Genomic DNA, 23,775 nt, shown 5'->3' with positions numbered 1-23,775 from the left:
GGAATACAGTGTTTATTTGTGACAACTTGTCTCGTTTTATCTGCGGCAAAACTAGCGCTAACTGCCCCGATTCATCCCGATGTATCCTGGAGAACCATTCGCCAAGATTTGTTAAATCGCAAGGAAGATCCGCCCTTAGGTTCGCGAGGTCAACTTTGCCTAATCACACCCGAAAACCAAGAGAATTTAGTCACACTTTGGCATAATCGCCCCGTATTTGTTTGGCAAGGAAAAATCGGTGGAATTGGTATTCGTCAGGCAAATAGCGATCAGATAATTTGGCGTCAACCCATTGCAGCGAGTGATACAGACGGCGTGAATCGTGTGGCTTATACAGGAGATCCCTTAGAACCTGGTCAAACTTACCACTGGGTCATTTTTGATCAGGCAGATGATAGCCAACCTATACGATTTATACCCTTTACCGTCTTAGATGGTAAACAGCGCGATCGCATTCGGGTGCGATTGATTATTTTAGCCGCACAATTGAAGGAAAAAGGGGCAACGACTGAAGAAATGGCATTAGAACGAGCCAATTATTTCAGTAAACAGCAACTTTGGTCAGATGCGTTGCAAGAAGTATATCGCGTAGATAATCCCTCTGCTGAACTTCGGGATATAATGGGGGAACTTTCCACTCAATTGTGTTCATAAGTTCCGTGAACAGATCAATAAGGAAACTCGTACTTAAACGCCTCTGAACCCTGATAACTGGAAATATCTGCCAATCGGTCTAATGGTTGCACCCCTGAATAAAACTGTCCCTTAATTTCCCAGGTGGGAACTCCTTTAATATTAGCGGCTTTACAGCGTTCGGGTTGGGCATTCTTGCCACGAGGATGGCATTCAATGTAATCAATTTGATTAAATGCCGCTTGACCAAAAAGTTGTTTTTGTTCGTGACAATGAGGGCAAGTAAATGCACCATACATCTTTGCCCCTACAGTGTTCAAATGACGTGCCAACGTGAGTTCAGCCGCACCGGAGATATGGGTAATGGGTGGAGCGGATTCTCCTGTCGCAGCGCTAGCGCTAGGAACCTGAGTATAGACTCCCACTATCCCCGTGAACGTCAGCAAACCAACCGCCAATCCTGTCAGGGTGACTTGTCCAATATCTTGCCAATCATGACCGATGGTAGTCCACAGAAATAGGATTAAGGACAACAGCGCCGAGGCGATGCAGTAGGGACAAACTCCCTTGACAATAAACAGCATCACGTACATCAGATAGCCGCTACTCACCAGCATACAGGTGGTAATTGCCAGCATAACCAGCCAACTGGATTGCACCCACTCGGATGGCAAGGATTTAATAACAAAAGGTGCTAGGGAAACCCCTAACAAAGTGGTATAGCCAAGAAATCCCAATAAGGGGAGAGGGAGTCCAAAAACCTGGGCATAAGGACTTTCTAGCACCGCCTGACAGCCATGGGTGGGACAAATCTCCGCCGCTTTTCCCAACCATTCAACCACGGTGAGGAATGCTGTCTCCAGCATTCCCAAAACTGCGATCGCTCCAATCCAATATCGGTTTGTTAGTTGTCCTTTGTCATTTGTCATTGGTCATTTGTCATTCGTCATTTGTCAGGGAATGGGGAATGGGGAATAGGGAATGGGTAATGTGGGGAATTTAATCAATCAGAATATCTTCTTGTTGATTATCCTCTACTGGATGCTGCCATTCAATATTTGGCATGGATTCAAATGCCCGTCGTAACGAATCTTCCCACAATTTGCGAATCTTTGCCAGATAGGGATCACCTAAGCGCAGTTGCAGTTTCTGGCGAGCCATAAATGTGCCAGCTTCATACATGACCAAGTTAATCGGAGGTCCGACTGAAATATTCGATTTCATGGTTGAATCGATAGACAGCAGAGCGCACTTGGCAACCGCCTCTAGGGGCATATCATAAGTGAGAGTTCGGTCGAGAATGGGTTTGCCATACTTGGTTTCGCCAATTTGCAAAAACGGCGTTTCCAGCGTGGCTTGAATAAAATTACCTTGGGTGTAAATCAGATAGAGTTGCGGTGCTTCGCCACGAATTTGACCCCCGACTAACAAACTACAGTTAAAATCAATGCGATCGCGTTCTAACCAAGGACGGTCTTGATCTTGAATTTGTCGCAGTTTGCTGCCAATATAACGAGTCACTTCATACATATTCGGGAGGGAGTGGATATTCAGTTCTTCCTGACTCTGTAGATCCCGATGTAACCGATTGATCACCCCTTGGGTAATCGAAAGGTTTCCCGATGTACATATAACAATCGCTCGTTCTCCTGGCAGGGAAAAATCAAAAAGCTTATTGTAAGTAGAAATATAGTCTACCCCGGCATTGGTGCGAGAGTCTGCCGCTAAGACTATACCAAAACGGTTAATAATACCCAGACAGTAAGTCATTGCCAAATTACGTCCTCATGAATTCGACTGGTAACCCCATGCAACAACGGGGGTTCACCCGCATTCGCCAATTGATGGCATGGCGTAGACTGCTGTTGCCTGGACTGGATTAGCGAATCTTCCCTTTGGTAACGTTTTATACTACCCCTACGCATCTTCATTGGTATATTTACAAGTCCTCTAATTCCAGCGTAATCCTCCTGAGGGACTTCTGGGACAAAAAATTGGTCATTTGTCATTTGTTAGGGAACAGGGAATAGGGAACAGGGAACAGGGTAATGGGCTATAGAAATTTTGTCTCCCTTCTCCCTCTGCTTCCCCATCTCCCTCATCTCCCTCATCTCCCTCAGCTCCCCCAGCTTCCCCAGCTCCCCTAGCTTCCCCAGCTTCCCCAGCTTCCATCAATTACCAGGCTGAGAGGCTAACGCCGCCGACTGACAAGTGCCAGGTACAGGGGATTGAGTATTGACCTCTACCTGTTTATATCCGGCTGTCGTCAACAACTGACTCACAACGAGTTCGGCGCGTTCGTTAGCTTTGTCTAATACCCCTTGCTCACAGGCATTGAATACAATTTTCTTCAACGTCTCTTGTTGCGCCAACATCTGCAACTGGGGTGCTGTATCGGGTCCTAATCCCAAGAATCCGCGATCGTAGTCATACACCTGTGACCGATTCACGTCAATTTTGCTATCTAAAATTTTGGGGGGTGGCAGTTGAAGTTGCAACGTATCATTGACAGTTTGCACATTTTCTGGTTTTAACTCTGCCAAATCGACACCAGCCCGCACCTCACCATAAGCAATATAAAGGAGTGTGGTTTCTGCGATCGGATACCCTGCTAAAGTCCGAGCTTGACGAGTCGGAACCACCGCCTCCATCGTAAACACCGCCGTGGTTAAGTCGCTAGCCTCCCGCACTTGCTGGACAATCAAGGAGCGCACATCAACTTCAGGTGCGGGTTGAGGGGTGCTAAACAAGCTAGTCACTTGTCCCAAAAAACGAGACCCAGTTCGCCATACCCCAATGCCAAAAATCAGGGCGATAACTACCGTAGCGCCTGTTGTCATTAGCATCAGGTTTCTCAGTATCCCGAACTTATGGGGACTAATCTGATATTTGTCAAATGGATTATTCATCGCACTGCTCCTTCAACCGGGCTGTCTGGGTGTCTCTAAGTATAAGATTAGCGCTTTGGCAGAAGAACGTAGCCCCTACAATTAGATAAAGGCGGGTTGTGTTGAACAATTATTGGCGGGTAAGCTAGCGTTAATGTCTAAACCCACCCCTACAATTGATTCTAAAACCACGCCTACGATTGACTTCTTTAGCTAAACAAGGGTTGTCGCCATGGGTTTCAGATTCATTAAACCAGTTCAACGAGTCCTACTGAGTACAGCGTTACTTTCTCTGGGATTCTGGAGTTCCCCGGTATACGCTCAAGCCTCTGATGCTCAAGTTTCAGCGCTTGTGGAAGCCCTGCGACTAGCCGCACCGCAAACGGGAAGGGCAGATGATGGACTCTATAGCGACTGGCAAATTAAACCAGGTAACATTCCCCGGTGGTCAAAGCAATGTATTGGACGAGAACTTTCACCGACCGATTTTGAAGCTAGTCCGGTTACGGCGCGGGCTATTTTGGTTTGCGTGATGCGGGATGTATTGAATGAGCAGTATCGCGCCAGTAATAATAATGAGTCGGTGGCAATACAACGGGCTGCGGCTTGGTGGATGACTGGGGATGGGAGTCAATATAATAGCATTCCTGAAAACTCTTACACCTACACTTACATTCAGAATGTGCTGAAAAATTACCAACAACAACGCCGCAATCCCCAGACACAAGAACCTGAAACTCCCGTTCAACCCACCCCGACTCCCTCGGCGGCAAAACCAGCATCGTCTGCTCAACCGATGGAAAGTCAATCGTCAGCCGCCTCTCAGCCTCAAGCCGCCGCCCGTTCCGCCGCTAATAACGCGATTTCTGATACAAAAGTCGCTGCTTTAGTGGAAGCATTACGACGCGCCGCACCGCAAACAGGAATCGAAAATGATGGACTTTACAGTGATTGGCAAATTAAACCAGAAAATATTCCCCGTTGGTCAAATCAATGTATTGGAGAGGAATTAACACCCGCCGATTTTGCAGCGAGTCCGGCGACTGCCCGTACTATTTTAGTTTGTGTGATGGGAGATGTGTTTAATGAACAGTATAAGGCGAGTGGTAACAATGAGACAGTAGCGGTACAGCGAGCGGCGGCTTGGTGGATGACGGGTGATCCCCAGCAATATAATCAGGGTTCCACGGCGGCTTATACTCAACGAGTTTTGAATTTTTATCGGCAATCTTTTTTGAAGTTATTCCCCCATTTGTAAGGAATAAGCTGTCATGCATTTAAATTGGGTATTAGTAGCGAGCAAGATGCTCGCACTCCTTCAAAATATCTCCCAAAAGAAAGGATAATCCTCCGGAGTCTTTGACAATCCCGCCTTAACCGGATTTTGTCTAATATACTCCCATAACTGCTCGAATTCCTTTTCATCCCTCATCAGCTTATCATATCTTCCATCTTGCCAAACTTTCCCAATATGTTTCATGACTTTGGGAATTTGTTTTGCGCTATAACTTTTGATACTATGCAAAATACTGCCAATTGACCAAAATGCTGTTTCAGTTTTGAGGAAAGGTTGAATCAGTAGATGTACGTGGTCTGGCATAATAACCCCAGTAAATATCTGATATCGTTGATTGTGGAAGAATTGGCAAGCCTCTAGCACAACCTGTCGAGCGTTTGGGGTTAGTTCTAGTCGTTCCCAGGTCACAAAAGTAATGAAGTATCTGCCTTTTGCTATTTCTAATTTGTGGATTGGTTTTTTGAATTTCATTGTATTTCCCTGTTGTTATATTAGCCCGTAGTGCGAGCGTCTCGCTCGCTATGGAATATAGGATTCTCGCTCGCTATGGAATATAGGATTCTCGCTCGCTATGGAATATAGGATTCTCGCTCGCTATGGGAATATAGGATTCTCGCTCGCTATGGGAATATAGGATAAACATGATTTAAAATTTTATTATAACGGGATTAAAAGCTGTCACGTATTTAAATTGGGAATGATATCAATTTCGTTTGTATACTCATCCTAATATCACGTATTTAAATTGGGAATAAAACCTTACACTTTTACCTAAAAAGCAGCATCTCCCTCATCTCCTTCATCTCCCTCATCTTCCCCTCACCTCACCACTTATTCAGCAGCCCCTACTTAGCGAGCAAGATGCTCGCACTACAACAATAACGAACGATAACTGGAATTTCGTGAATTTCGCAACGGACTGGACTTTTGCCGCAAACAAGTCTACCGAAAGTACCCCATTGTTCAGAGGCTTTCTTTATTTTTAGTCCGCACTCGCTGATACACCTGTTCCATTGCCTCAATAAACGAACTATCTTTATGCCAAAAGGGTGGAATATCTCCGGCTTTTTTAATCAAAATGGCAGGAATATTCGTAGTTGTATCCACCTCCACCATTGAGGGTAATCGTTTCTCTCCCAACCAAAACTCCTTCTGATTCACAGATGATGGCGGTGGCATTTTTTCCGGCTGGGTATAGTAAGATGGAGCAGGTTCTATGGCGGCTTCCTGATCCTGTAAGGCTTGGGATAACACTTGACCTAATGGAGATTTAGCCAGTTCTTGCTGTAGCTTTTCTGGCGATAAACCTCTGAGTTCAAAGAGTAAAAATGGGTTGGCGTCTAATTCGTTGGCGACTAAGTAATACACCCCGGCGATATGTTTACAGGGATTTGACCAGTCGGGACAGGAACAATGGGTGGTAAAATCAGAACGGCTTTTGGGTAACAATTGAAGGTTGACATCAGCAAATGCCTCTTCAATATTATCTGGCATCTCATTCATTAACAATTTAGAGACAAAACTTGCCTTAGATGACAAATTCGCGATCGCCTTTGACCAAGATGCTGCTGAAATGGGTTTTATTTCAATGGTTGTGGTGTACAATGGTTCGTTATAAACGCCAAAATAGGGATTAATTGACCCCCTCACTTTTGCGGTTATTTTACCCTGAATAATTTTATACTCTTTAATCTTACCCCCACTGGCATAAGAACGCCCTCGTCCCAGTCTACCGGAGTCGGTAAAGGATTCTAAGGCATCAATAAAACGTTTGCCCCACCAGGTTCGGCTGAATCTAGACATTCTGCATTACTCCTCAGTTTAATAGCACTTGTCGGCTGGACATTGCCCACCAAAATTAACTCAAATTCCCCCTCCTAACTTTATAAAATAGCGGCTTTATTCAAAGCAATCAACTGTTTAAACCGTTCATTATCCAGTTCCGTTAACCATGACTCATCCGCCCCGACAATCGCCCCCGACAATTTTTTCTTCTCTTCAATCATCTGATCAATCCGTTCTTCTAATGTACCTAATGCCACAAATTTATGCACAAAAACATTCTTCTTTTGACCAATCCGGAAAGCGCGGTCAGTGGCTTGATCTTCAACGGCGGGGTTCCACCAACGGTCAAAATGGAAAACGTGGTTGGCTTTAGTTAAGGTGATGCCGACACCCCCGGCTTTCAGGGATAAAATAAACGCCGAGGGTTCCGTATCAGGGTCTTGAAACGCCGTAATCATTTGCTCTCGTTTTGTCCGACTGATGCCGCCATGAATATAATAGGTGTTGTAATGCAAGGTCTGTTTCAGATAGTTAGTTAGGGCGCTACCAATGTCCGTAAATTGGGTAAAAACAAGTAAACTTTCCCCTTCCGCATTCACCTCCTCAATCATTTCGATCAGGCGTTCTAATTTATGCGATCGCGTGGGCGAGAATTCGCTGTTATCTTGGAGAAACTGGGCTGGATGATTACAAACTTGTTTCAGTTTCAGTAGGGTTGACAAAATTAACCCTTTGCGGTTTATTCCTTCGGCGTCTTCCAGTTTTGCCTCCACATCTTTGACTACGGCTTCATACAAGGAGGCTTGTTCTTGGGTAAGCTGACAATACTGTTTGTGTTCAAGTTTATCCGGTAAATCTTTAATAATCTGTTTGTCTGTCTTCACTCGTCGTAGAATCAACGGTTGAACTAACTGCTTTAACACCGTCGATTGTCGGCGGTTATTGTCTTTTTGAATCGGCAGTTCAAAAGCCTTACGAAACTGGGCTTGTTTGCCTAAATAGCCCGGATTGAGAAAGTTGAAGATTGACCAAAGGTCTAATAAACGGTTTTCTATTGGGGTTCCGGTTAACGCTACACGGTGATGGGCGGGTAATTTGAGAATCGCTTTGGTTTGGGCGGCTTTGGGATTTTTAATGTTTTGGGCTTCATCGAGAACTAAACGGTGCCAAGTTACACGTTTAAACAGTTTTTCGTCTTTGCGGGCGAGGGTGAATGAGGTAATGATTACATCAAGGGTTTGGCTAGCTGATTTAAACTCCTTTTCGGTTTTAATTCGGTTACTGCCATGATGCACTAAGGTACGCAAATGAGGAGCAAATTTTTCAATCTCTTTTTGCCAATTCCCCACCACAGAAGTTGGCGCAATTAACAGGGTAGGGGATACCGAAGACTCGGTTTCCCGTTCCTTGACTAACTGGGCAATAATCTGAATCGACTTACCCAAGCCCATATCATCGGCTAGACAGCCATTAAGTCCCAATTGTTCTAAATATTGCAGCCAAGATACACCGCGTTTTTGATACTCCCTTAATGTTCCTTTTAATTGGGCAGGATTGTCAATCGGTTCCAGTCGGCTGGGGTTATTCAAGCATGCCATCATTTGACCTAAGATAGCATCATGTTCGACTTCTATCTCTGTGTCAGCTTCGCTGGTTTTCTTGAGCAACTCCAGCAGTGTCATTTCCGCCGTTTCTTCCTGGTGGGATTGCCAAAAGTTCAGCATTTGCTGCATCTTATTTTTATCCAGTTCAATCCACTGACCTCGAAACTGGACTAAGGGCGTTTTTGCCGCCACTAACTGTTGCCATTCCTGGGGGGTAACGACTTGACCACCGATGGAGAGTTGGTAGTGATATTGAATAATGGTATCCAGATTAAAATAACCCTTACTCGCCGCTTTTGTAGATTGAGAGGTTTTCGGGGAAGCTTTGAGGCGCAGCTTGGCACGTTGACGCCCGGAGGGAGTCCACCAAGCGGGAATAATGACTTTATATCCGGCATCTTCTAGCACCCACGCTTGTTCTTTGAGAAAGGTGAATGCCTCTTCTAAGGTAAGGTTTAACCCTGTGGGTTGGTCGGTTTCCAAACCGCGCCAAATTTCCGGATAAATCCGGGCAGCATAACCGAGATTTAAGAGTAAGGTTTTCTCGAACTCTTGACCAAATTGTTGATAAACTGTGGCTTTCTTTTTTTTAGTTAGAGTCCAATAGTCGGCAATTGCCAGTTTCAGGGATGGGTCTTTTTTAGAGGCGACGACAAACTGAATCTGCCAGGAGTCTGAAGACTCTGCTGCTGGGTCTTCTAATTGAAAACAAAGATGGAAGGTGGAGGTATCAGATCCTCCCCTAATCTGTTGTTTCCAACTTGACCATTGTTTATAGAGATCTAATGCCCGTTCAGGGGCTTGGGCTAGGGGAGTTTGTGAGGAATAGAGGCAATCGGTAATCAGAGAATGATTAATTCTTTTATCCAAAACAGCCGGGATTGGGGTATTGGTGACAATCTCCGTCAGCAAACATTCAGAAAAATGGCGCAGTAACGTTTCTTTGGCGTAAAATTCGATCGGTTCGGGGGGACTGGCGTAACCGGATACACAAGCAAGGGGCATATAGTCTTGATAATAGTCAATTATCTCTTCATAGTGATCCGATATAATTTGCCAACCTGGATAAAGTTCAAATAACTGAGTTTTGGCGCTGCGTTTACGTTTGCTTTTGGGTGGGGGTAATTCTCTGTATTTCAGCGCTGGAATATATTGGTCTTTGAGGATAACTTGTTTAAAGGACTGGGTGTAGTGATACCAAAAGAGTAAATCAGACCCCAGTTGCAGTTCTGCGGGATTGTAGAGGGCAATAAAATGCAGGTCATTTAAGCATTTAATCACGGGGGCGATTGCGCCAGATTTACGTCCAGATGTTTGGTGAACCGGGCTAATCTGATAACAATCAATTGTCCAGATATGCCACTCCACAGATTCTGGCAATTCAATTTCCAGATAGCGGCTTAATTCCGGTGACGGAAGGGGTTGTCCGTGAGTTGTGGGCAGAATAAAGTATTGGGGGGTAATCTGATCCTGAATCGGGTTAGATGACGTTGGGGAAACGCCGAGTTCGTTCACCAGAAGGTTGGTTAAATCCGCTTGGGTTAATTGAGCCGGATGCGTATTGCGGTGGGCAGTTTTCTGGGGAGAAGGGGTCTCCGTTTCCACCCACAGGTAAAACGCGCCCGTTTGGATGAATGCGTCAGAGGTTTGGGGAATCCAGGTGCCATGGAGAATTTTCATGACGAGATGCTGACTGGGTTAGGTTGGAACGTAACGGTTGAGGGAATGATACCAAATTGGGAGCGGTATTATCAATAAACAGTATTAAGGATAATGGCACTGAAATGAGCATTAGGAAATCGTAAGCCCACATTCCGCACTTCAACGGCAAAGGACGCACATCGGCAAAGGGCGCACGTCAGTGCGCCCCTGCGGTTTCCGGATGAAATTTTAATCCATAAAATTAGGTGTGCTATGTCCATACCGGGGCGAAATTTACGCCTCAAAATTGATTTCCGTCCCCGTATATTCCGGAACCCACCCTTCTGTTGTCGTGAAATAGCGCACCGCTTTCACCCGTCGAGATGGCGTTAAATGAAACCAATGTTCCGTATTCGCCGGGACATTAATATATTCTTCAGGCTGCACGGTTAATTCCACCTGGGAACCATCGGGACGCACAAAACCAAACACCCCTTCACCCGCGACAATGTAGCGCACTTCATCATCGGTGTGGTAATGACAACGGTCAAATTTAGATAGCATTGTGTCCAGATTGGGGATATCGGGATGCAGTACAATTAAATCGCGAGACTGATAACCTGCGGTTTGTTTCAGGTGTTCAAAATAGTTATCCAGCGCTTGTAGGATTTGTTCCTTTTCTTCATCAGTTAAAGAATCTTGCGCCAACAGGCGGCGAATCTCTGGATTATCGCCAACTGACCAATGATTGAGTTTCACATTCAGGGCGGCTAATTCCTGGGTAATGTCGTCGAGTTGAGTGTAGGTTGTACCATCTTGAAGTTGTAAGATTGCCATAGTATCAGTGAATTTATTCAGGGGTGATAAAATATTATTTTAATATATAAAACACTAATTTAAAAATAAACCTTAAAGCATACCAGTAAGCTTTTTTGTGCCAAGGTTCATGTTTATTAAGTTTAAATTGTAAAGCTTTATCGTAGCTAGCGATCGCTTCTTCTAATCTTCCTAACTTAAATAGGGCAATACCCCGGTTGTACCAATGTTCATGTTGATCAGGTTTGAATTGTAAGGCTTTATCGTAGCTAGCGATCGCTTCTTCAAATCTTCCTAACTCATCTAGGGCAAAACCCCGGTTGTTCCAGGCTTCATCTTTATCAGGTTTAAATTGTAAAGCTTTATCATAGCTAGCGATCGCTTCCTCTAATCTTCCTAACTTAAATAGGGCATTACCCCGTTTGTACCAGGCTTGATGGTAATCAGGTTTAAATTGTAAGGCTTTATCGTAGCTAGCGATCGCTTCTTCAAATCTTCCTAAATCAGATAGGGCAATACCCCGGTTGTACCAGGCTTCAGGGTAATCAGGTTTAAATTGTAAGGCTTTATCGTAGCTAGCGATCGCTTCTTCAAATCTTCCTAACTTAAATAGGGCATTACCCCGGTTGTACCAGGCTTCAGGGTAATCAGGTTTAAATTGTAAGGCTTTATCATAGCTAGCGATCGCTTCCTCTAATTGTCCTAAATTAAATAGGGCAATACCCCGGTTGTACCAGGCTTCATCTTTATCAGGTTTAAATTGTAAGGCTTTATTGTAGCTAGCGATCGCTTCCTCTAATTGTCCTAAATTAAATAGGGCAATACCCCGGTTGTACCAGGCTTCATCTTTATCCGGTTTAAATTGTAAGGCTTTATTGTAGCTAGCGATCGCTTCCTCTAATTGTCCTAAATTAAATAGGGCAATACCCCGGTTGTTCCAGGCTTCATGTTTATCCGGTTTAAATTGTAAGGCTTTATCGTAGCTAGCGATCGCTTCCTCTAATCTTCCTAACTCATCTAGGGCAAAACCCCGGTTGTTCCAGGCTTCATCTTTATCAGGTTTAAATTGTAAGGCTTTATCGTAGCTAGCGATCGCTTCTTCAAATCTTCCTAACTTAAATAGGGCAATACCCCGGTTGTTCCAGGCTTCAGGGTCATCCGGTTTAAATTGTAAGGCTTTATCGTAGCTAGCGATCGCTTCTTCAAATCTTCCTAACTTAAATAGGGTCATACCCCGGTTGTTCCAGGCTTCAGGGTCATCCGGTTTAAATTGTAAGGCTTTATCGTAGCTCGCGATTGCTTCCTCAAATCGTCCTAACGCATCTAGGGTAATACCTCTGGCGTGCCAAGCGATGTAGGAATCCGGGGCAATATCTAACGCTTTTTCCCAGCAAACAATTGCGTCTACCAAATCCCCAGCCATAGCTTGCTGATACCCTTGGTTCCACCAAAACTCATCTTCTCCTTGGGATAATTCTGCTAAAGCAAACTCACCTCGATTCTCCAATTTAAACAAGCCAGAACGCCAGTCAAAGAAGTCGGGGGCGCGGCGGTTGAAATAAGTGAGGGCAAATTTAGGCAGGAGAAAGACAAAACAGATATTAAAATGGTCGCGAAATGATTCTCGCTGTAGGTTCAGATATCCTAATAAACGCGGCACAGAAAACAATGAATAGTTGTGGCGTTCTGTATTATCTTTGATTGTCTTTTCATAGTCATAAATCGAATGCTCTAACCCTTGAATAAATAAGATATCGATACTATCCCGATTCGGTAACGCGGCAATTTCGGTATAGAGATTCTCAATCGGTTCGGTAAGACGTAAAACCTCGATTATTTTTTGCGGTAAATCCTGCTTGATATCCTTAATTAATTTCTCGGCTGTGGCGGGAGTACAATCAACAAACAGCAAACCAAACCCTTCTGTCCAACTCAAAGAACGCCGCAGGGCTTCATATTCGTCCTCGGCGTCGCCCTTGTCGTCTTCATCCCATTCGGTCAGGTTTCGGATCATTGCTGTGATGCTGATATATTCTGTTCAGAAACCGTAGGGGCGCACCGACGTGCATTGGTGTCAACTTAAGCTCAACCCCTCACCCCCAGCCCCTCTCCCAAGCTTGGGAGAGGGGAGCAAGAGGGGAGTAAGAGAATCCGGTTCCCCTTCTCCCCAGGTCCGGAGTTGGGGTTAGGGGATGAGGCGGAAAATGTCAAGGAGTAGATAGACACAGCTTAAAACCTTACCAGCATTGGTTTTCTACCTTAAGTTGACACGGATGACCGACGTGCGCCCGGTTTAATTGTCAAATTTATGCCACTATTTTACCAAAATATCAGGTGGGCATTACCCACCCTACGGGCTACGATGTTTTTAGGCAATAACCTATCCAGCTTTATCTTCTGTTCCGTTCAAATGAATCCAGAACTTATATCGGTGGGTTACGGCGGATAGTTCATTAAAGGATTATCACGCCAATTAGATTCCGCCTAACCCACCCTACTCGCTAATTGTTGTTTCCAAAAAATAGTTTTGAGTAATTTCATGGTTTCCCTTTTTCTTGTTTCTTGTTCCCCCCTTACGAAGGGGGGCTAGGGGGGATTTATTATTTAGGATTGCAACGTTAAGTTAACACCAATGAATACCTGCTCTGCGATACGATGATAGGCTAAAGCCATTACTACAAACTACAAAAGTTGATTCAATGCGGATTGAAAACGCTCAATTCCATAAATTAACGGATGCACATCATGCCAAACTTTAATCTCTCCCCCTTCATCTAAATATCGATATTCTAAAATACAGCGATTAAATAACAGTTTGCGATATTCATCTTGATTCGGCATCTGTTTGGTTTTGGCAACTTGTGCCAACATCATCCATTCCGGTTCATTCACCGCTGTGCGATAGGTTTCTCGCAATTCGGTAATCGCCCGACGCACAGCTTTCTTGGCAATAGGTAAACGAGGACTGCGCTGTAAACTGGTTTTCATTAATAGCATTAAGTTTCGCACATGACCGCCACTAATTAAACAGACTTGTTCGACGGTATTGGTATCCTCAAATACTTGTTCCAGGGTTAAATCCGGCACACTATGGCGAATGCGTTTATCAATTAATTCCTTTAACTTGTCAATCCCTTTGGTATAGGGTTCGCCTGTGGGTTGGCGTACCATGATCATCGGTAATACTTGTGCTTTACTGTACCGATCTTCTAACACAGTTCCTCGATCTGAATAAACCATAGAAATCGGCACAGTATAAATGGTATGACAATTTAATTTACTCAGTTGTTCACAACGGTCAATAAAAATCTCATCATGATTACTGCGTTTCCCGTTGGGTTCATAAATCGGCACAATCCGATCTAAGTTATCGGCAATTACGACTAATTCGGAACAACCCCAGGGTAAATTGTGCTTGGCATCAGTGATAAACTCATTTAATGCCTCAATCAAGGAGACGGTATTCGCATCCACCTGTTCTCGAATCTTTTGCCGCGTACTGGGAACCGCTCTTAAATTGGCGGTTAATTTGGCAAATTGTAACATCTGCGATTCCAGATTCAAACTCTCAAATTTAACGTCGGTTAGCGCCAAGTCTTTTAAGGAACCCCAGCGATATTTCAACCAATTCAATAACGGGTCAGGTTTAGCATTATCTTTCAACGCTTCTAATAACCGCCGCGTACACGCCAATAAAATATCCGTATATTGGGCATCTTCTGGGTCAATATCCTCATCATCAGCGGCAAAGTACACTACATAATACTTCTGCTGTTCCAAGTCAGCTTTCAGCCGCAGCAATTCCGTTGATTTTCCCGCCCCCCGATGTCCGGCATAGAGATTGCAGGTAACTCTATCTGATAATAAAATGGATCGCCCTAATTCAATTAAAATATCACAATCGCCCCGCACCTCTTCACAATCCACGTAAGTTGGATCACCAGGGGGTAAGGGGCGAAAGGGGTCAAAGGCATTAAAAATTCGTTTTAATATCTGGAAATCGTTCATGGTTGGTCATTTGTCTTATGTCATTGATACCGTTCGTCTAACCTAAGACGGATTAATTTCCCTTAACAAATCGCGAATAAACTGACTATATTGGTCTTTCATCGGTAGATTGAACTCCTGTCGAATCCGTTTTCTCGTGGCTTCGGTTGTCTCATCTGTCAGGGGATTCAATCCCGGCTTTTGATAGGTTTCCCAATATAATCCTACCCCTCGTTTATGCCAATTCGGTAGATGATTAAAATTAATCCCATGCTGGAATAACAATTCATTCTTATCCGCCACCGATAACCGTTCTAACCTCGCTGTGGCTTGTCGGGCAGTTTTGCCATCATTCCGCAAACACCAATAACTATGAGAGTTTAACGCATTTCTGTGGGCATCTTCTTGTCGCCAACGAAAATAATCAACCACTGTTTCGATTGTCGGTAATTGAGAAAGGCGACAATCAAAACACGCCACTGTCCCCAATATCAATGAAAATTTCGCACTGGCTTCTCCAGCTAACACAGAGTTCAGCTTGCGTAATTTACGATTAAAGGCAGATTCAGCGACATCAAAAAGCAGGGATATTTCGTCACTTTGAGTATATCCATAGATAACCTTTAACCCGCAATTCATTAGATGTTCTACGGTGAGAATCATCGCATCTCGAAACCGTTGATCAAAGGGGGCTGAAAATGGATGCACCTCCCGCGTTAACCGAGTAAACCCGCGCCCATCTAACCGCGCTATCATATATAATCCGGGTAAAACACAGTGATCATGGGCGGTTTCATAAACCCGCATTTTGGCATCCAGTTCATCGAATTTCATAGCGGTTATTTCTAGGGAGATGTAGAGACGTGCTTTTGCAGCGTCTGGGAGTAATGGTTCCCCTTCTCCCTCGGTGGGAGAAGGGGTTAGGGGATGAGGGGGAAGTGACAAAAGGATTACGGTTTAATTAAATTCCGCTCAAATTTGCGATAACGGGCAATCCGTTTCGCCCGATCCAATGGGGGATATAAAATTAACGTAGCTAAAGGAAAACCTGTGCCTAAAATTGCCCCCAAAACCATCCCATTAACTACCCCTAACTTTAAAGCCATTCCTAAACTAATTCCCAAGGCGGCGGATAAGACAGAAACCCCAAACGCCAACCCTTGACTAAACCCCCGTTGCACACAACTTTGAGCAACTCCTTCCCCTTCAAACGCCGCCATAAATACCACCGCATCCACCGCCGCAAATGCCGCAATTGCCATATCCGTCGCTCGGAATTGAGCGCCAAATCGTGCCACAAATATCGCCGCGACACCCGCAAAAAAAACAGCCGCTACGGTATCTAAGGCTTTCACCTTAACCCCAAACCGCGATCGCACCTTTGCCATCCCCTGACTAATCCACCCCGACGTAATCGCCGCCACGAGTCCCAATCCCGCCACTAACACCGAAATGAAAACTGCGATCGCAACACCGACTGTGCCACTATGACGTACAATACCATCCCATGCCATGGCTTCAACCCAAGTTGCAGCAGCAGCAAAGAAAATTAATAATCCAACTGAAAAATAGGGAAATTTCTTCGCCGGAATCGGTACAGGTGCTGTCTTCACGTTTAGCATTAAGCTTTGGGTTTCCGGATGGGAATTACTATGAATTAATATCTCCCGTTCATACAGCTTATTTGCCATCAGCTTGCGCGTATCAACGGTAATTTTACACAGCACTTGATTGCTGACAAAATGAGTTTGTTCAAGGTAAATCCATTCATGAAAATCAGGCGTGTGGGGCGGATCACTCAAATGAGGAGCGATTTGCCAACGGCTTTCTAATACCGTATCAGGAACAGAGTTCGTCAAAATGACCTTTTTGGTTATCTTTCCCCCCAATTTCTTCGCCGTGACTTCCAAACACGGGACATTGAGATTTACCTCCGGCACCCGAATCACATAAATCGGGTTCAGCGCCTCTAAAGCGGTTTCTGCATCCAGAAAACGGTCTTTCGGTTTCAGTTCAACTATCCTTTGCAGCCACTCAATCCACCGCAAACTCAACCGAGGAACCCGATGTTTAAAATTAATCCGATAGTCTTCATCAATTAACTGATTAATATCAGTTGAAGCAATACCTGTGAGCAAACAAATCAGCGTTGCGCCTAAGCCATAGAGATCCGAAGCTTCACTCACTTGTTGATTAAACAGCAATTCCGGCGCAATGAACCCAATTGTCCCCTTCGCCACACTACTCATGGCAATTTCACTCCCGCCGATATGCGCCAAGCCAAAATCAACCAGGTAGACATTCAACTCATCATCAACTAGGATATTTTCCGGTTTAATATCCCGATGACTAATTGGCGGAATGCGATTTTGTAAATAAATGAGAATATTGAGTAATGAAACAGCAATTTGCTTAATCTCAGCCGGATCAAAACTACGCCGCACCGCTAAAGACGCGGCTTTTTTATAATCCTGGACTAAACAAAACCCCGTTTCAGTTTGAAATGAATCCAAATAACGGGGAATTCCTGGATGATTCAAGCCACGTAACACTTGAATTTCCCGTTCGATGGCGTCATAATCTGACCAATGTGCCTCACTTTGGGCAAACTGAAACTGTTTAATCACAACAGGTTCTTTCAGCGTTCCCTCTGACGTCAGGGGCGGAATTGGCACCGCTAGGTAGGTGACTCTCCCACCGGCGCGATTATGACCTAATTCTCGAACAACCCTGAAACCGTGGCTGGATAAGTCTGGAAAATTACTCATGAGGTAAGTCAAACGTCAAACGTTAGCTAGAGACGTGCCATGGCACATCTGTCAAATTCAGATCTCCCTCTTCCCTTATAGATCCCCCTTGCCTTTCTCTTCAAAAGGTGAAAGTTAAAGAAGGGTTCGTTTTGGTTTGACAGGGAAGCCAGAGGAGGCTTCACTTTTTTACACAGGGAAGCCAGATGTTGCTTATGCTTTTTATTCTCCGGGGACTAGGGGGGATCAGTCTTATCCAAGCAGTATTGACACCAATCTTTGTTACAGGCACGAACTAAGATGTACGGTGTCTAGATGCTTACCTGGTATTGTATCGCGTCGTTATAGGAGCAGAGGGAGCTGGGGAAGCAATGTAGAGACGTGCCATGGTACGTCTGGGAGCAATGGTATATTTTTCCTGACTTCTCCAACAACCAACGCTACAGTGAAAAGAATATCGGCGAGTTTGAGAGTACATCCTGCTATGACTTATACGACTTCTGCTCAGACGTGGGATTTTAACGTTCCTACACCCTATCCCAGTCAAGATACAGACTTACTCAAGCAACTGCCTTTCGTACCAGGCTTAAAAGAACTGTTAATGTTGCGTCAGGTTCATGCTCTTGAACATGCAACGGTTTGGGTTTTGGCTGATTTAGCCAATGCCAACTATACGTCACGCCCTGGTAGCAGTCGTGCGGGTACAGCTACCACCGTGCATGAGATGGATAATGATACTTTAGGTGGTTTATCTACTGAACAAGGATTTTACCTCTATGGTGAGGTGAATGTATCGGACTTGAGACGTGCGGTTCCTCTGGCGTTGAATCGTCTCACCCAAGGGGAATGGAATTTAGCAGTACATCCTCGTTGCGGTACGAATCTCTCCGTTGGCATGATGTTAACGGCTGGATTAGCCCTCGGCGCTCATCTCCTCCTACCCCGTGGTCCGATTGAACAACTGATTGGTTTAGGTCTAGCCACCGCTACAGCCACCCAACTTACCCCTGACATTGGTATTCTGGCTCAACGCTACCTCACCACGGCGATTCCTTTTAATCTGGCTGTTGAGGATATTAGCGATACCTCCGATATCTGGGGACGACCTGCTTATTTCGTACAAGTGCGATGGCGGGATTAGGTTCAAAAGGGTGTGGGGTATGGGGTGTGGGGTGTCGGGTATGGGGTGTGGGGTGTCGGGTATGGGGTGTCGGGTATGGGGTGTCGGGTATGGGGTGTCGGGTATGGGGTGTCGGGTATGGGGTGTCGGGTGTAGGGTATGGGGTGTAGGGAAACAGAAGCAGGTCATATAAACTTCCCCAGCTTCCCCCGCTTCCCCCGCTTCCCCCGCTTCCCCATCTCCACCAGCTTTCGCCCCCCAGCATCTGCCCTATCTCTCTCTATCTCTGGAAACAAGGCGTTTCTCCACCCATCTTTGTAATAAAACTTAAAATAAAGAGTAAGCAGACACCCCTCATCCAGTAGTACGCTGTAAAACTAGATTCGTAAGGGAAAAATTGATATGGCAGAAGTAACACGCGGCGCAAAAGTTCGGATTAAACGCAAAGAATCCTATTGGTATAACGATGTCGGAACGGTAGCAACCGTAGACAAGAGCGGCATTATCTATCCTGTCATCGTCCGTTTCGATAAAGTCAACTATGCTGGCATTAATACCAATAACTTTGCTGAAAACGAACTGGTAGTCGTGGCACCAGGGAAGAAGAAGAAGAAGTAACGGAACGGAATCACCCGAAGCCGTGCCTGAATTGCCGGAAGTGGAAACAATTCGTCTGGGTCTCAAGCAAATTACTTGTACCCAGGCTATTCAGGGTGGGGATGTGTTGCTCCCGCGCACCATCGCCTACCCTGTTTCTGTGGCGGCATTTTGGGAAGGTGTGAAGCAGACGAGAATTACCGATTGGCATCGACGGGGTAAATATCTGCTGGCTCAACTTAGCCACTCTGAAGAGGGGAATGCTGGGTGGTTAGGGGTGCATCTGCGGATGAGTGGGCAACTTTTATGGATTCAGCAAACGGAACCCTTACAGAAGCATACGCGAGTGCGCTTGTTTTTTCCTCAAGGACAGGAATTGCGCTTTGTGGATCAACGAACCTTTGGTCGGATGTGGTGGGTGCCGCCTGGGGAAACGTGCGATCGCATTATCACGGGATTGCAAAATTTAGGACCTGAACCCTTCTCAGAAGCTTTCTCTCCAGAGTATTTGACTCAGAAGCTGAAAACGTCTCAGCGTTCGATCAAAACCGCCCTCCTTGACCAATCCCTGGTTGCAGGTGTGGGGAATATCTACGCTGATGAAGCCTTATTCGTGAGTGGGATTCATCCTCAAACCGTTTGCGCCCGATTAAGTGTAGACCAAATTGAATGTCTGCACCAAGGGATTATTCAAGTGTTAAAAGCGGGCATTGAGGCGGGTGGCACAACCTTCAGCAGCTTCCTCAATGTCCAGGGTGTCAATGGCAACTACAGTGGAGTCGCTTGGGTCTATGGTCGCACAGGAAAGCCTTGTCGCGTCTGTGAGACCCCAATTGAGAGGATTAAGTTGTCCGGGCGTTCGTCTCATTTTTGTCCGCGCTGCCAGTCACCAACGACCAAGTAAGATTTCAGTTCCGGTGTGTAAGAATTGAAAGATTAAGGTATTGCTAAGGTTGTGAGACGATGATTCAAGCTATACCAAAACAATTAACATTTGACGAATTTATTGACTGGTATCCAGAGAATCCAGAGTATCGCTACGAATTGCACGACGGGGTAATTATTGCAGTACCTAAACCAAGGGGGAAACATTCAGAAGTCGCTGGGTTTACATCTGGGGAACTGTTCCTGGAAATTCGGCGGTCTCAACTGCCTTATTTTATACCGAAAGCATGTGTGGTTAAACCTGGACGCGAGTCAAGTTATGAACCTGATGTCATTGTTTTAGATAAGATGGGTGTGGCGAACAACGAACCTCGCTGGGACAATGAATCTATCATTATGTTTGGGACTTCTATCCGTTTGGTTATAGAAGTGGTTTCCACGAATTGGAGCGATGATTATGCCCTGAAATTGGAAGATTATGAGGCGATGGGCATTCCTGAGTATTGGATTTTAGACTATCTGGGATTAGGCGGTAGGCGTTATATTGGTAATCCTAAGCAACCGACGTTTTCGGTTTATCAACTCGTTGATGGTGTGTACCAAGTGACGCAGTTCCGAGGAGATGAGCGGATTGTGTCGGCAACTTTTCCAGAGTTTAATTTGACGGTTAATCAAATTTTCAGTGCTGGGGTGTGAGGGTGTTTAAGCCTCAATCCAACCTACTGGCTGGGCGGTTGTAGACGCGGAGCGGCTTCCCGTAGGGTAACCGAAGCTACACAAACAAAACCCGCCTTCGCGGGTTCCCAAATTCTTAATCTTGTGTTAGTTCTACTGCGCCTAAAGTTTTGAGTGTGGTTTTCTCGGCTTCGGTTAAACCTATAACGCCTGTAATATTCATGCCCTCATAAGGTCTATCTGTCAGAGTTCGGAGGCATTTGCCTGTGTTAACATCCCAAAGTTTAATTGCCTCATCTTTACTGCAACTGGCAACCATTTTTCCATCCGAACTGAAGGCGACTGATTCTACTACACTGGTATGTCCCTGCAAATTGATTAAGCACTCACCAGTACGAACCTCCCATAATCTAAGGGTTTGATCGGCACTCCCACTGATGAGTGTTTTGCCTTCAGGATTAAAGGCGATTGATAATACTGAATTGGTATGCCCCTGTAACTTGCTCAGGGATTCACCACTACTGATATCCCATAATCTAACTATTCCATCATCGCAACTACTGGCAAGTATTTTACCATCTGGACTAAAAGCAACTGCTCGTACCCATTCAGGATGCCAAGGCAGGGTTTTGAGACATTTGCCACTGCTAACATCCCATAGCTTCACTGTTTGGTCGTAACTCCCGCTAGCAAGGATTTTACCGTCTGGACTAAAGGCAACTGAATGCACCAGATTTGTATGTCCTTGAAACGTTTTGATACATTTACGACTGTTAATATCCCATAACTTAACTGTTTGGTCATCACTACCGCTGGCAAGTATTTTACCGTCTGGACTAAAGGCAACTGAATGCACTAAATTTGTATGCCCCTGAAGAGTTTTGCGGTGATGTATGACAATTTCGTCCGTTAGCTCTTTTAAGGGGGGCTGAAACATGAGAGTATTAATAATATCCCATAGTGTCAACATTCCGTTATCACTCCCGCTGGCAAGTATTTTACCGTCTGGACTGAAGGCAACCGAATGTACCGGATTTGTATAACTTAGACTTACTATGAAGCTGTTATCATTAACATCCCATAGCGTCAACATTCCGTTATCACTCCCACTAGCAAGTATTTTATCGTCTGGACTGAAGGCGACGGAATGCACCGGATTGATATGTCCCTGCAAGATTCTCAGACACTCGCCAGTGCTAACATCCCATAGCTTCACCGTCTGGTCATCACTACCACTGGCAAGTATTTCACCTGATGGACTGAAGGTAACTGATAATATCGAATTGGTATGTGCCTGTAAGGTTTTGAGACATTCACCATTGCTGATATTCCATAGTCTCACTGTTGCATCATAACTCCCACTAGCAAGAGTCTGACCGTCAGGACTGAAGGTAAGTGAACGTATCCGATTTGTATGTCCTGTCAGTATGTTCAGACACTGACCTGTCTGAACATTCCATAGTCTTACCATTTGGTCATCACTACCACTGGCAAGTATCTCACCCGATGGACTAAAGGCAACTGACCATACTCGATCAGTATGACCTTGCAGGGTTTTGAGGCATTCACCACTGCTAACACTCCATAATCTAACCAGATTGTCGATACTACCACTTGCAAAAATCTGACCATCAGGACTAAAAGCTACGGAGTATATTCGACCAGTATGACCTTTTAGGGTTTTGAGACATTTACCACTGCTGACACTCCATAGCTTGACTAGATTGTCTGCACTACCACTCGCAAGAATCTGACCATCAGGACTAAAGGCAAATGAACGTACCACATCAGTATGACATTGTAAGGTTTTGAGGCATTCACCACTGCTAGCACTCCACAGCCTTACCAGATTGTCAATACTACCACTAGCAAGAATTTGACCATCAGGACTGAAAGCTACGGAGTATACCCAACTGTTATGTCCTTTGCAGCTCAAAATTTCTTTGCCACTCGCAGCTTCCCACAAGCGAACCATGCCATCACTATCACCCGTCGCTAGCCATTTACCATCTGGGCTAAATGCCAAGGATGCAAAGCTACTCAAGACTTTAGTAAAAACAGAATCAGCCAGATTCGCCTCAGTAAAATTAACACGGCGCAGACTGACACTTGTAAAGTCAGCGCCTTTAATAACTGCGCGACTGAGATCTTTACCTGCCAATTCCCACTGAGCCACCTTCACCTGTAGCGTCGCTGCGTTTCCCCCAACATATCCCACTTCATTTTCACTTTTACCCCTAGTCGCTTCCAGAATTTCCAGAAGCGGCGATTGATCTTTGGGGGTTAGGTCAACCATCGGTATAATCAAATCCATCACCGCCTTCGTCAACTTTGCTTGTCCTAATGTCTGGCGTAAATGCGATAATGGCTCACTCTTAAATCCCTTTAACGGCGCAATGGGAATCATCGTCCCCGCCTCATTTATCTGACGATGAAAATAAGATGACCAGGTATAATTTTCAGGCGTAGCACTTGCATTAATATCAGATTGGGCTTGAGCCAACTTAGTAAGATCAGCCGCCAATACCCCCAACTCAGCAGCAAACTTATACGCCACAAAAAATTCCAATAGCGAACGATGTGCTGGAGTATAATCGCCATCCGCATTCCGAACTAGCATCGATTGCCCCATCATGTCATAATGCCAATGGTCTAAATCCTTTTCCTCCTGAACCACTGAACCAAATAACCGACGAATGCGATCAGGAAATTGCCGATAATTGAGACTCATCTGATCCGTTGACAACATCTCCCACGCCAACTCACAGAGAAAATAAAGCTTATCTGCCAACGATGTAAACGTGCGTTCGGCTTTAATATCTCGTTCCATCTTGCGCCGTACCGCATACAAATAAACCCTGGACATATCCACAGGTTTACCTGCTTCAATATCTGGTAAGCTGTCATGCATTTAAACTGTGATAAGAGCATTACCCTTATTTTTCAGTTTGCGTCCCCAGTTAATAACTAGCTTGTCTTCATTTAAAAGTTGATGCAACAAAGATTCTAACTCTTCAATGGATTCAAAAAGCCGATTAGCAATATATTCTTTTGCTGAATGCCAGACTAATTCAATTAAGTTATAATCTGGACTATACTC

The 23,775-nt window shown here is 45.0% G+C and carries 22 protein-coding genes; 8 read left to right on the top strand and 14 right to left on the bottom strand.

The genetic code is table 11. The features are described from left to right. The first annotated feature begins 18 nt into the window (after positions 1-18). On the top strand, positions 19-654 hold the full coding sequence (locus RIG66_RS01140; RefSeq protein WP_446374410.1) for a DUF928 domain-containing protein: 636 nt from the start codon (positions 19-21) through the stop codon (positions 652-654). Between the two features lie 14 nt (positions 655-668). On the opposite strand, the gene RIG66_RS01135 is transcribed toward RIG66_RS01140, so the two are convergent. From RIG66_RS01135 to RIG66_RS01120, 4 genes are all read right to left on the bottom strand, one after another. Continuing rightward, on the bottom strand, positions 669-1,562 hold the full coding sequence (locus RIG66_RS01135; protein ID WP_446374408.1) for a vitamin K epoxide reductase family protein: 894 nt from the start codon (positions 1,560-1,562) through the stop codon (positions 669-671). A 70-nt stretch (positions 1,563-1,632) separates the two neighbouring features. After that, positions 1,633-2,403 (bottom strand): peptidase, encoded by a 771-nt coding sequence (locus RIG66_RS01130; RefSeq protein ID WP_446374406.1) that lies wholly within the window; start codon positions 2,401-2,403, stop codon positions 1,633-1,635. A 228-nt stretch (positions 2,404-2,631) separates the two neighbouring features. After that, positions 2,632-2,805, bottom strand: a complete 174-nt coding sequence (locus tag RIG66_RS01125; protein ID WP_446374404.1) for a hypothetical protein — start codon at positions 2,803-2,805, stop codon at positions 2,632-2,634. Then, positions 2,805-3,542: a DUF4230 domain-containing protein gene (locus RIG66_RS01120; RefSeq protein WP_446374402.1), complete on the bottom strand. Its 738-nt coding sequence runs from the start codon at positions 3,540-3,542 to the stop codon at positions 2,805-2,807. Before RIG66_RS01120 ends, RIG66_RS01125 begins: the two co-directional genes overlap by 1 nt. A 211-nt stretch (positions 3,543-3,753) precedes the next feature. Between RIG66_RS01120 and RIG66_RS01115 the strand changes: the two genes are divergently transcribed. Continuing rightward, positions 3,754-4,779 (top strand): hypothetical protein, encoded by a 1,026-nt coding sequence (locus RIG66_RS01115; protein ID WP_446374400.1) that lies wholly within the window; start codon positions 3,754-3,756, stop codon positions 4,777-4,779. A gap of 60 nt (positions 4,780-4,839) precedes the next feature. Here the strand turns inward: RIG66_RS01115 and RIG66_RS01110 are convergent, their stop codons facing one another. The 5 genes from RIG66_RS01110 to RIG66_RS01090 all read right to left on the bottom strand — a co-directional run bounded on the left by RIG66_RS01110 (position 4,840) and on the right by RIG66_RS01090 (position 12,678). Continuing rightward, complete coding sequence (locus RIG66_RS01110; protein WP_446374398.1) at positions 4,840-5,289, bottom strand: REP-associated tyrosine transposase; 450 nt, start codon at positions 5,287-5,289, stop codon at positions 4,840-4,842. Between the two features lie 492 nt (positions 5,290-5,781). Continuing rightward, positions 5,782-6,621, bottom strand: a complete 840-nt coding sequence (locus RIG66_RS01105) for an SWIM zinc finger family protein (protein WP_446374396.1) — start codon at positions 6,619-6,621, stop codon at positions 5,782-5,784. A gap of 80 nt (positions 6,622-6,701) precedes the next feature. Next, entirely contained in the window at positions 6,702-9,887 is a 3,186-nt protein-coding gene (locus RIG66_RS01100) for a DEAD/DEAH box helicase (RefSeq protein WP_446374394.1), read from the bottom strand. 255 nt (positions 9,888-10,142) lie between these two features. Beyond that, positions 10,143-10,685: a 1,2-dihydroxy-3-keto-5-methylthiopentene dioxygenase gene (locus RIG66_RS01095; RefSeq protein WP_446374392.1), complete on the bottom strand. Its 543-nt coding sequence runs from the start codon at positions 10,683-10,685 to the stop codon at positions 10,143-10,145. Between the two features lie 34 nt (positions 10,686-10,719). Next, positions 10,720-12,678, bottom strand: coding sequence for a tetratricopeptide repeat protein (locus tag RIG66_RS01090; protein WP_446374390.1), 1,959 nt, complete (start codon positions 12,676-12,678; stop codon positions 10,720-10,722). Positions 12,679-12,972: 294 nt separating this feature from the next. Between RIG66_RS01090 and RIG66_RS01085 the strand changes: the two genes are divergently transcribed. Then, positions 12,973-13,113, top strand: a complete 141-nt coding sequence (locus RIG66_RS01085) for a hypothetical protein (protein WP_446374388.1) — start codon at positions 12,973-12,975, stop codon at positions 13,111-13,113. Between the two features lie 233 nt (positions 13,114-13,346). Here the strand turns inward: RIG66_RS01085 and RIG66_RS01080 are convergent, their stop codons facing one another. The 3 genes from RIG66_RS01080 to RIG66_RS01070 form a co-directional block, all read right to left on the bottom strand. Next, positions 13,347-14,672 (bottom strand): ATP-binding protein, encoded by a 1,326-nt coding sequence (locus RIG66_RS01080; RefSeq protein ID WP_446374386.1) that lies wholly within the window; start codon positions 14,670-14,672, stop codon positions 13,347-13,349. Between the two features lie 42 nt (positions 14,673-14,714). Continuing rightward, positions 14,715-15,485, bottom strand: coding sequence for a tRNA(His) guanylyltransferase Thg1 family protein (locus RIG66_RS01075; protein ID WP_446374424.1), 771 nt, complete (start codon positions 15,483-15,485; stop codon positions 14,715-14,717). 116 nt (positions 15,486-15,601) lie between these two features. After that, positions 15,602-17,419 (bottom strand): serine/threonine protein kinase, encoded by a 1,818-nt coding sequence (locus RIG66_RS01070; RefSeq protein WP_446374384.1) that lies wholly within the window; start codon positions 17,417-17,419, stop codon positions 15,602-15,604. A gap of 463 nt (positions 17,420-17,882) precedes the next feature. On the opposite strand from RIG66_RS01070, the gene RIG66_RS01065 reads away from it, so the two are divergent. The 5 genes from RIG66_RS01065 (at position 17,883) to RIG66_RS01045 (ending at position 20,696) form a co-directional block, all read left to right on the top strand. Continuing rightward, complete coding sequence (locus RIG66_RS01065; protein WP_446374382.1) at positions 17,883-18,539, top strand: DUF6391 domain-containing protein; 657 nt, start codon at positions 17,883-17,885, stop codon at positions 18,537-18,539. Then, on the top strand, positions 18,527-18,688 hold the full coding sequence (locus tag RIG66_RS01060; protein ID WP_446374380.1) for a hypothetical protein: 162 nt from the start codon (positions 18,527-18,529) through the stop codon (positions 18,686-18,688). The genes RIG66_RS01065 and RIG66_RS01060 overlap by 13 nt, the downstream gene beginning before the upstream one ends. A 232-nt stretch (positions 18,689-18,920) precedes the next feature. Continuing rightward, entirely contained in the window at positions 18,921-19,136 is a 216-nt protein-coding gene (locus RIG66_RS01055; RefSeq protein WP_446369886.1) for a photosystem I reaction center subunit IV, read from the top strand. A 22-nt stretch (positions 19,137-19,158) separates the two neighbouring features. Further along, positions 19,159-20,019, top strand: coding sequence for a DNA-formamidopyrimidine glycosylase (locus RIG66_RS01050; protein ID WP_446374378.1), 861 nt, complete (start codon positions 19,159-19,161; stop codon positions 20,017-20,019). Positions 20,020-20,078: 59 nt separating this feature from the next. Continuing rightward, complete coding sequence (locus RIG66_RS01045) at positions 20,079-20,696, top strand: Uma2 family endonuclease (RefSeq protein ID WP_446374376.1); 618 nt, start codon at positions 20,079-20,081, stop codon at positions 20,694-20,696. Positions 20,697-20,811: 115 nt separating this feature from the next. Here the strand turns inward: RIG66_RS01045 and RIG66_RS01040 are convergent, their stop codons facing one another. Together RIG66_RS01040 and RIG66_RS01035 are read right to left on the bottom strand one after the other, a co-directional pair. After that, positions 20,812-23,586 (bottom strand): WD40 repeat domain-containing protein, encoded by a 2,775-nt coding sequence (locus tag RIG66_RS01040; RefSeq protein WP_446374374.1) that lies wholly within the window; start codon positions 23,584-23,586, stop codon positions 20,812-20,814. Next, on the bottom strand, positions 23,587-23,775 hold a 189-nt coding region (locus RIG66_RS01035; RefSeq protein ID WP_446374371.1), incomplete at its 5' end, for a transposase.

Origin of the sequence: Coleofasciculus sp. E2-BRE-01, assembly GCF_040221695.1 — a bacterium.
Classification (GTDB): Bacteria; Cyanobacteriota; Cyanobacteriia; order Cyanobacteriales; family Coleofasciculaceae; genus Coleofasciculus.
Note: the sequence above shows the minus strand (reverse complement) of the source record. Positions and strands in the feature narration are given on the sequence as shown.

Excerpts from the sequence above, each read along its gene's own strand:
- RIG66_RS01110 (WP_446374398.1), bottom strand. The coding sequence starts at position 5,289 with ATGAAATTCAAAAAACCAATCCACAAATTAGAAATAGCAAAAGGCAGA.
- RIG66_RS01130 (WP_446374406.1), bottom strand. The coding sequence starts at position 2,403 with ATGACTTACTGTCTGGGTATTATTAACCGTTTTGGTATAGTCTTAGCG.
- RIG66_RS01105 (WP_446374396.1), bottom strand. The coding sequence starts at position 6,621 with ATGTCTAGATTCAGCCGAACCTGGTGGGGCAAACGTTTTATTGATGCC.
- RIG66_RS01055 (WP_446369886.1), top strand. The coding sequence starts at position 18,921 with ATGGCAGAAGTAACACGCGGCGCAAAAGTTCGGATTAAACGCAAAGAA.
- RIG66_RS01125 (WP_446374404.1), bottom strand. The coding sequence starts at position 2,805 with ATGGAAGCTGGGGAAGCTGGGGAAGCTAGGGGAGCTGGGGAAGCTGGG.
- RIG66_RS01100 (WP_446374394.1), bottom strand. The coding sequence starts at position 9,887 with ATGAAAATTCTCCATGGCACCTGGATTCCCCAAACCTCTGACGCATTC.
- RIG66_RS01065 (WP_446374382.1), top strand. The coding sequence starts at position 17,883 with ATGACTTATACGACTTCTGCTCAGACGTGGGATTTTAACGTTCCTACA.
- RIG66_RS01070 (WP_446374384.1), bottom strand. The coding sequence starts at position 17,419 with ATGAGTAATTTTCCAGACTTATCCAGCCACGGTTTCAGGGTTGTTCGA.
- RIG66_RS01075 (WP_446374424.1), bottom strand. The coding sequence starts at position 15,485 with ATGAAATTCGATGAACTGGATGCCAAAATGCGGGTTTATGAAACCGCC.
- RIG66_RS01040 (WP_446374374.1), bottom strand. The coding sequence starts at position 23,586 with ATGCATGACAGCTTACCAGATATTGAAGCAGGTAAACCTGTGGATATG.
- RIG66_RS01060 (WP_446374380.1), top strand. The coding sequence starts at position 18,527 with ATGGCGGGATTAGGTTCAAAAGGGTGTGGGGTATGGGGTGTGGGGTGT.
- RIG66_RS01135 (WP_446374408.1), bottom strand. The coding sequence starts at position 1,562 with ATGACAAATGACAAAGGACAACTAACAAACCGATATTGGATTGGAGCG.
- RIG66_RS01085 (WP_446374388.1), top strand. The coding sequence starts at position 12,973 with ATGCCACTATTTTACCAAAATATCAGGTGGGCATTACCCACCCTACGG.
- RIG66_RS01090 (WP_446374390.1), bottom strand. The coding sequence starts at position 12,678 with ATGATCCGAAACCTGACCGAATGGGATGAAGACGACAAGGGCGACGCC.
- RIG66_RS01120 (WP_446374402.1), bottom strand. The coding sequence starts at position 3,542 with ATGAATAATCCATTTGACAAATATCAGATTAGTCCCCATAAGTTCGGG.
- RIG66_RS01045 (WP_446374376.1), top strand. The coding sequence starts at position 20,079 with ATGATTCAAGCTATACCAAAACAATTAACATTTGACGAATTTATTGAC.
- RIG66_RS01095 (WP_446374392.1), bottom strand. The coding sequence starts at position 10,685 with ATGGCAATCTTACAACTTCAAGATGGTACAACCTACACTCAACTCGAC.
- RIG66_RS01080 (WP_446374386.1), bottom strand. The coding sequence starts at position 14,672 with ATGAACGATTTCCAGATATTAAAACGAATTTTTAATGCCTTTGACCCC.
- RIG66_RS01115 (WP_446374400.1), top strand. The coding sequence starts at position 3,754 with ATGGGTTTCAGATTCATTAAACCAGTTCAACGAGTCCTACTGAGTACA.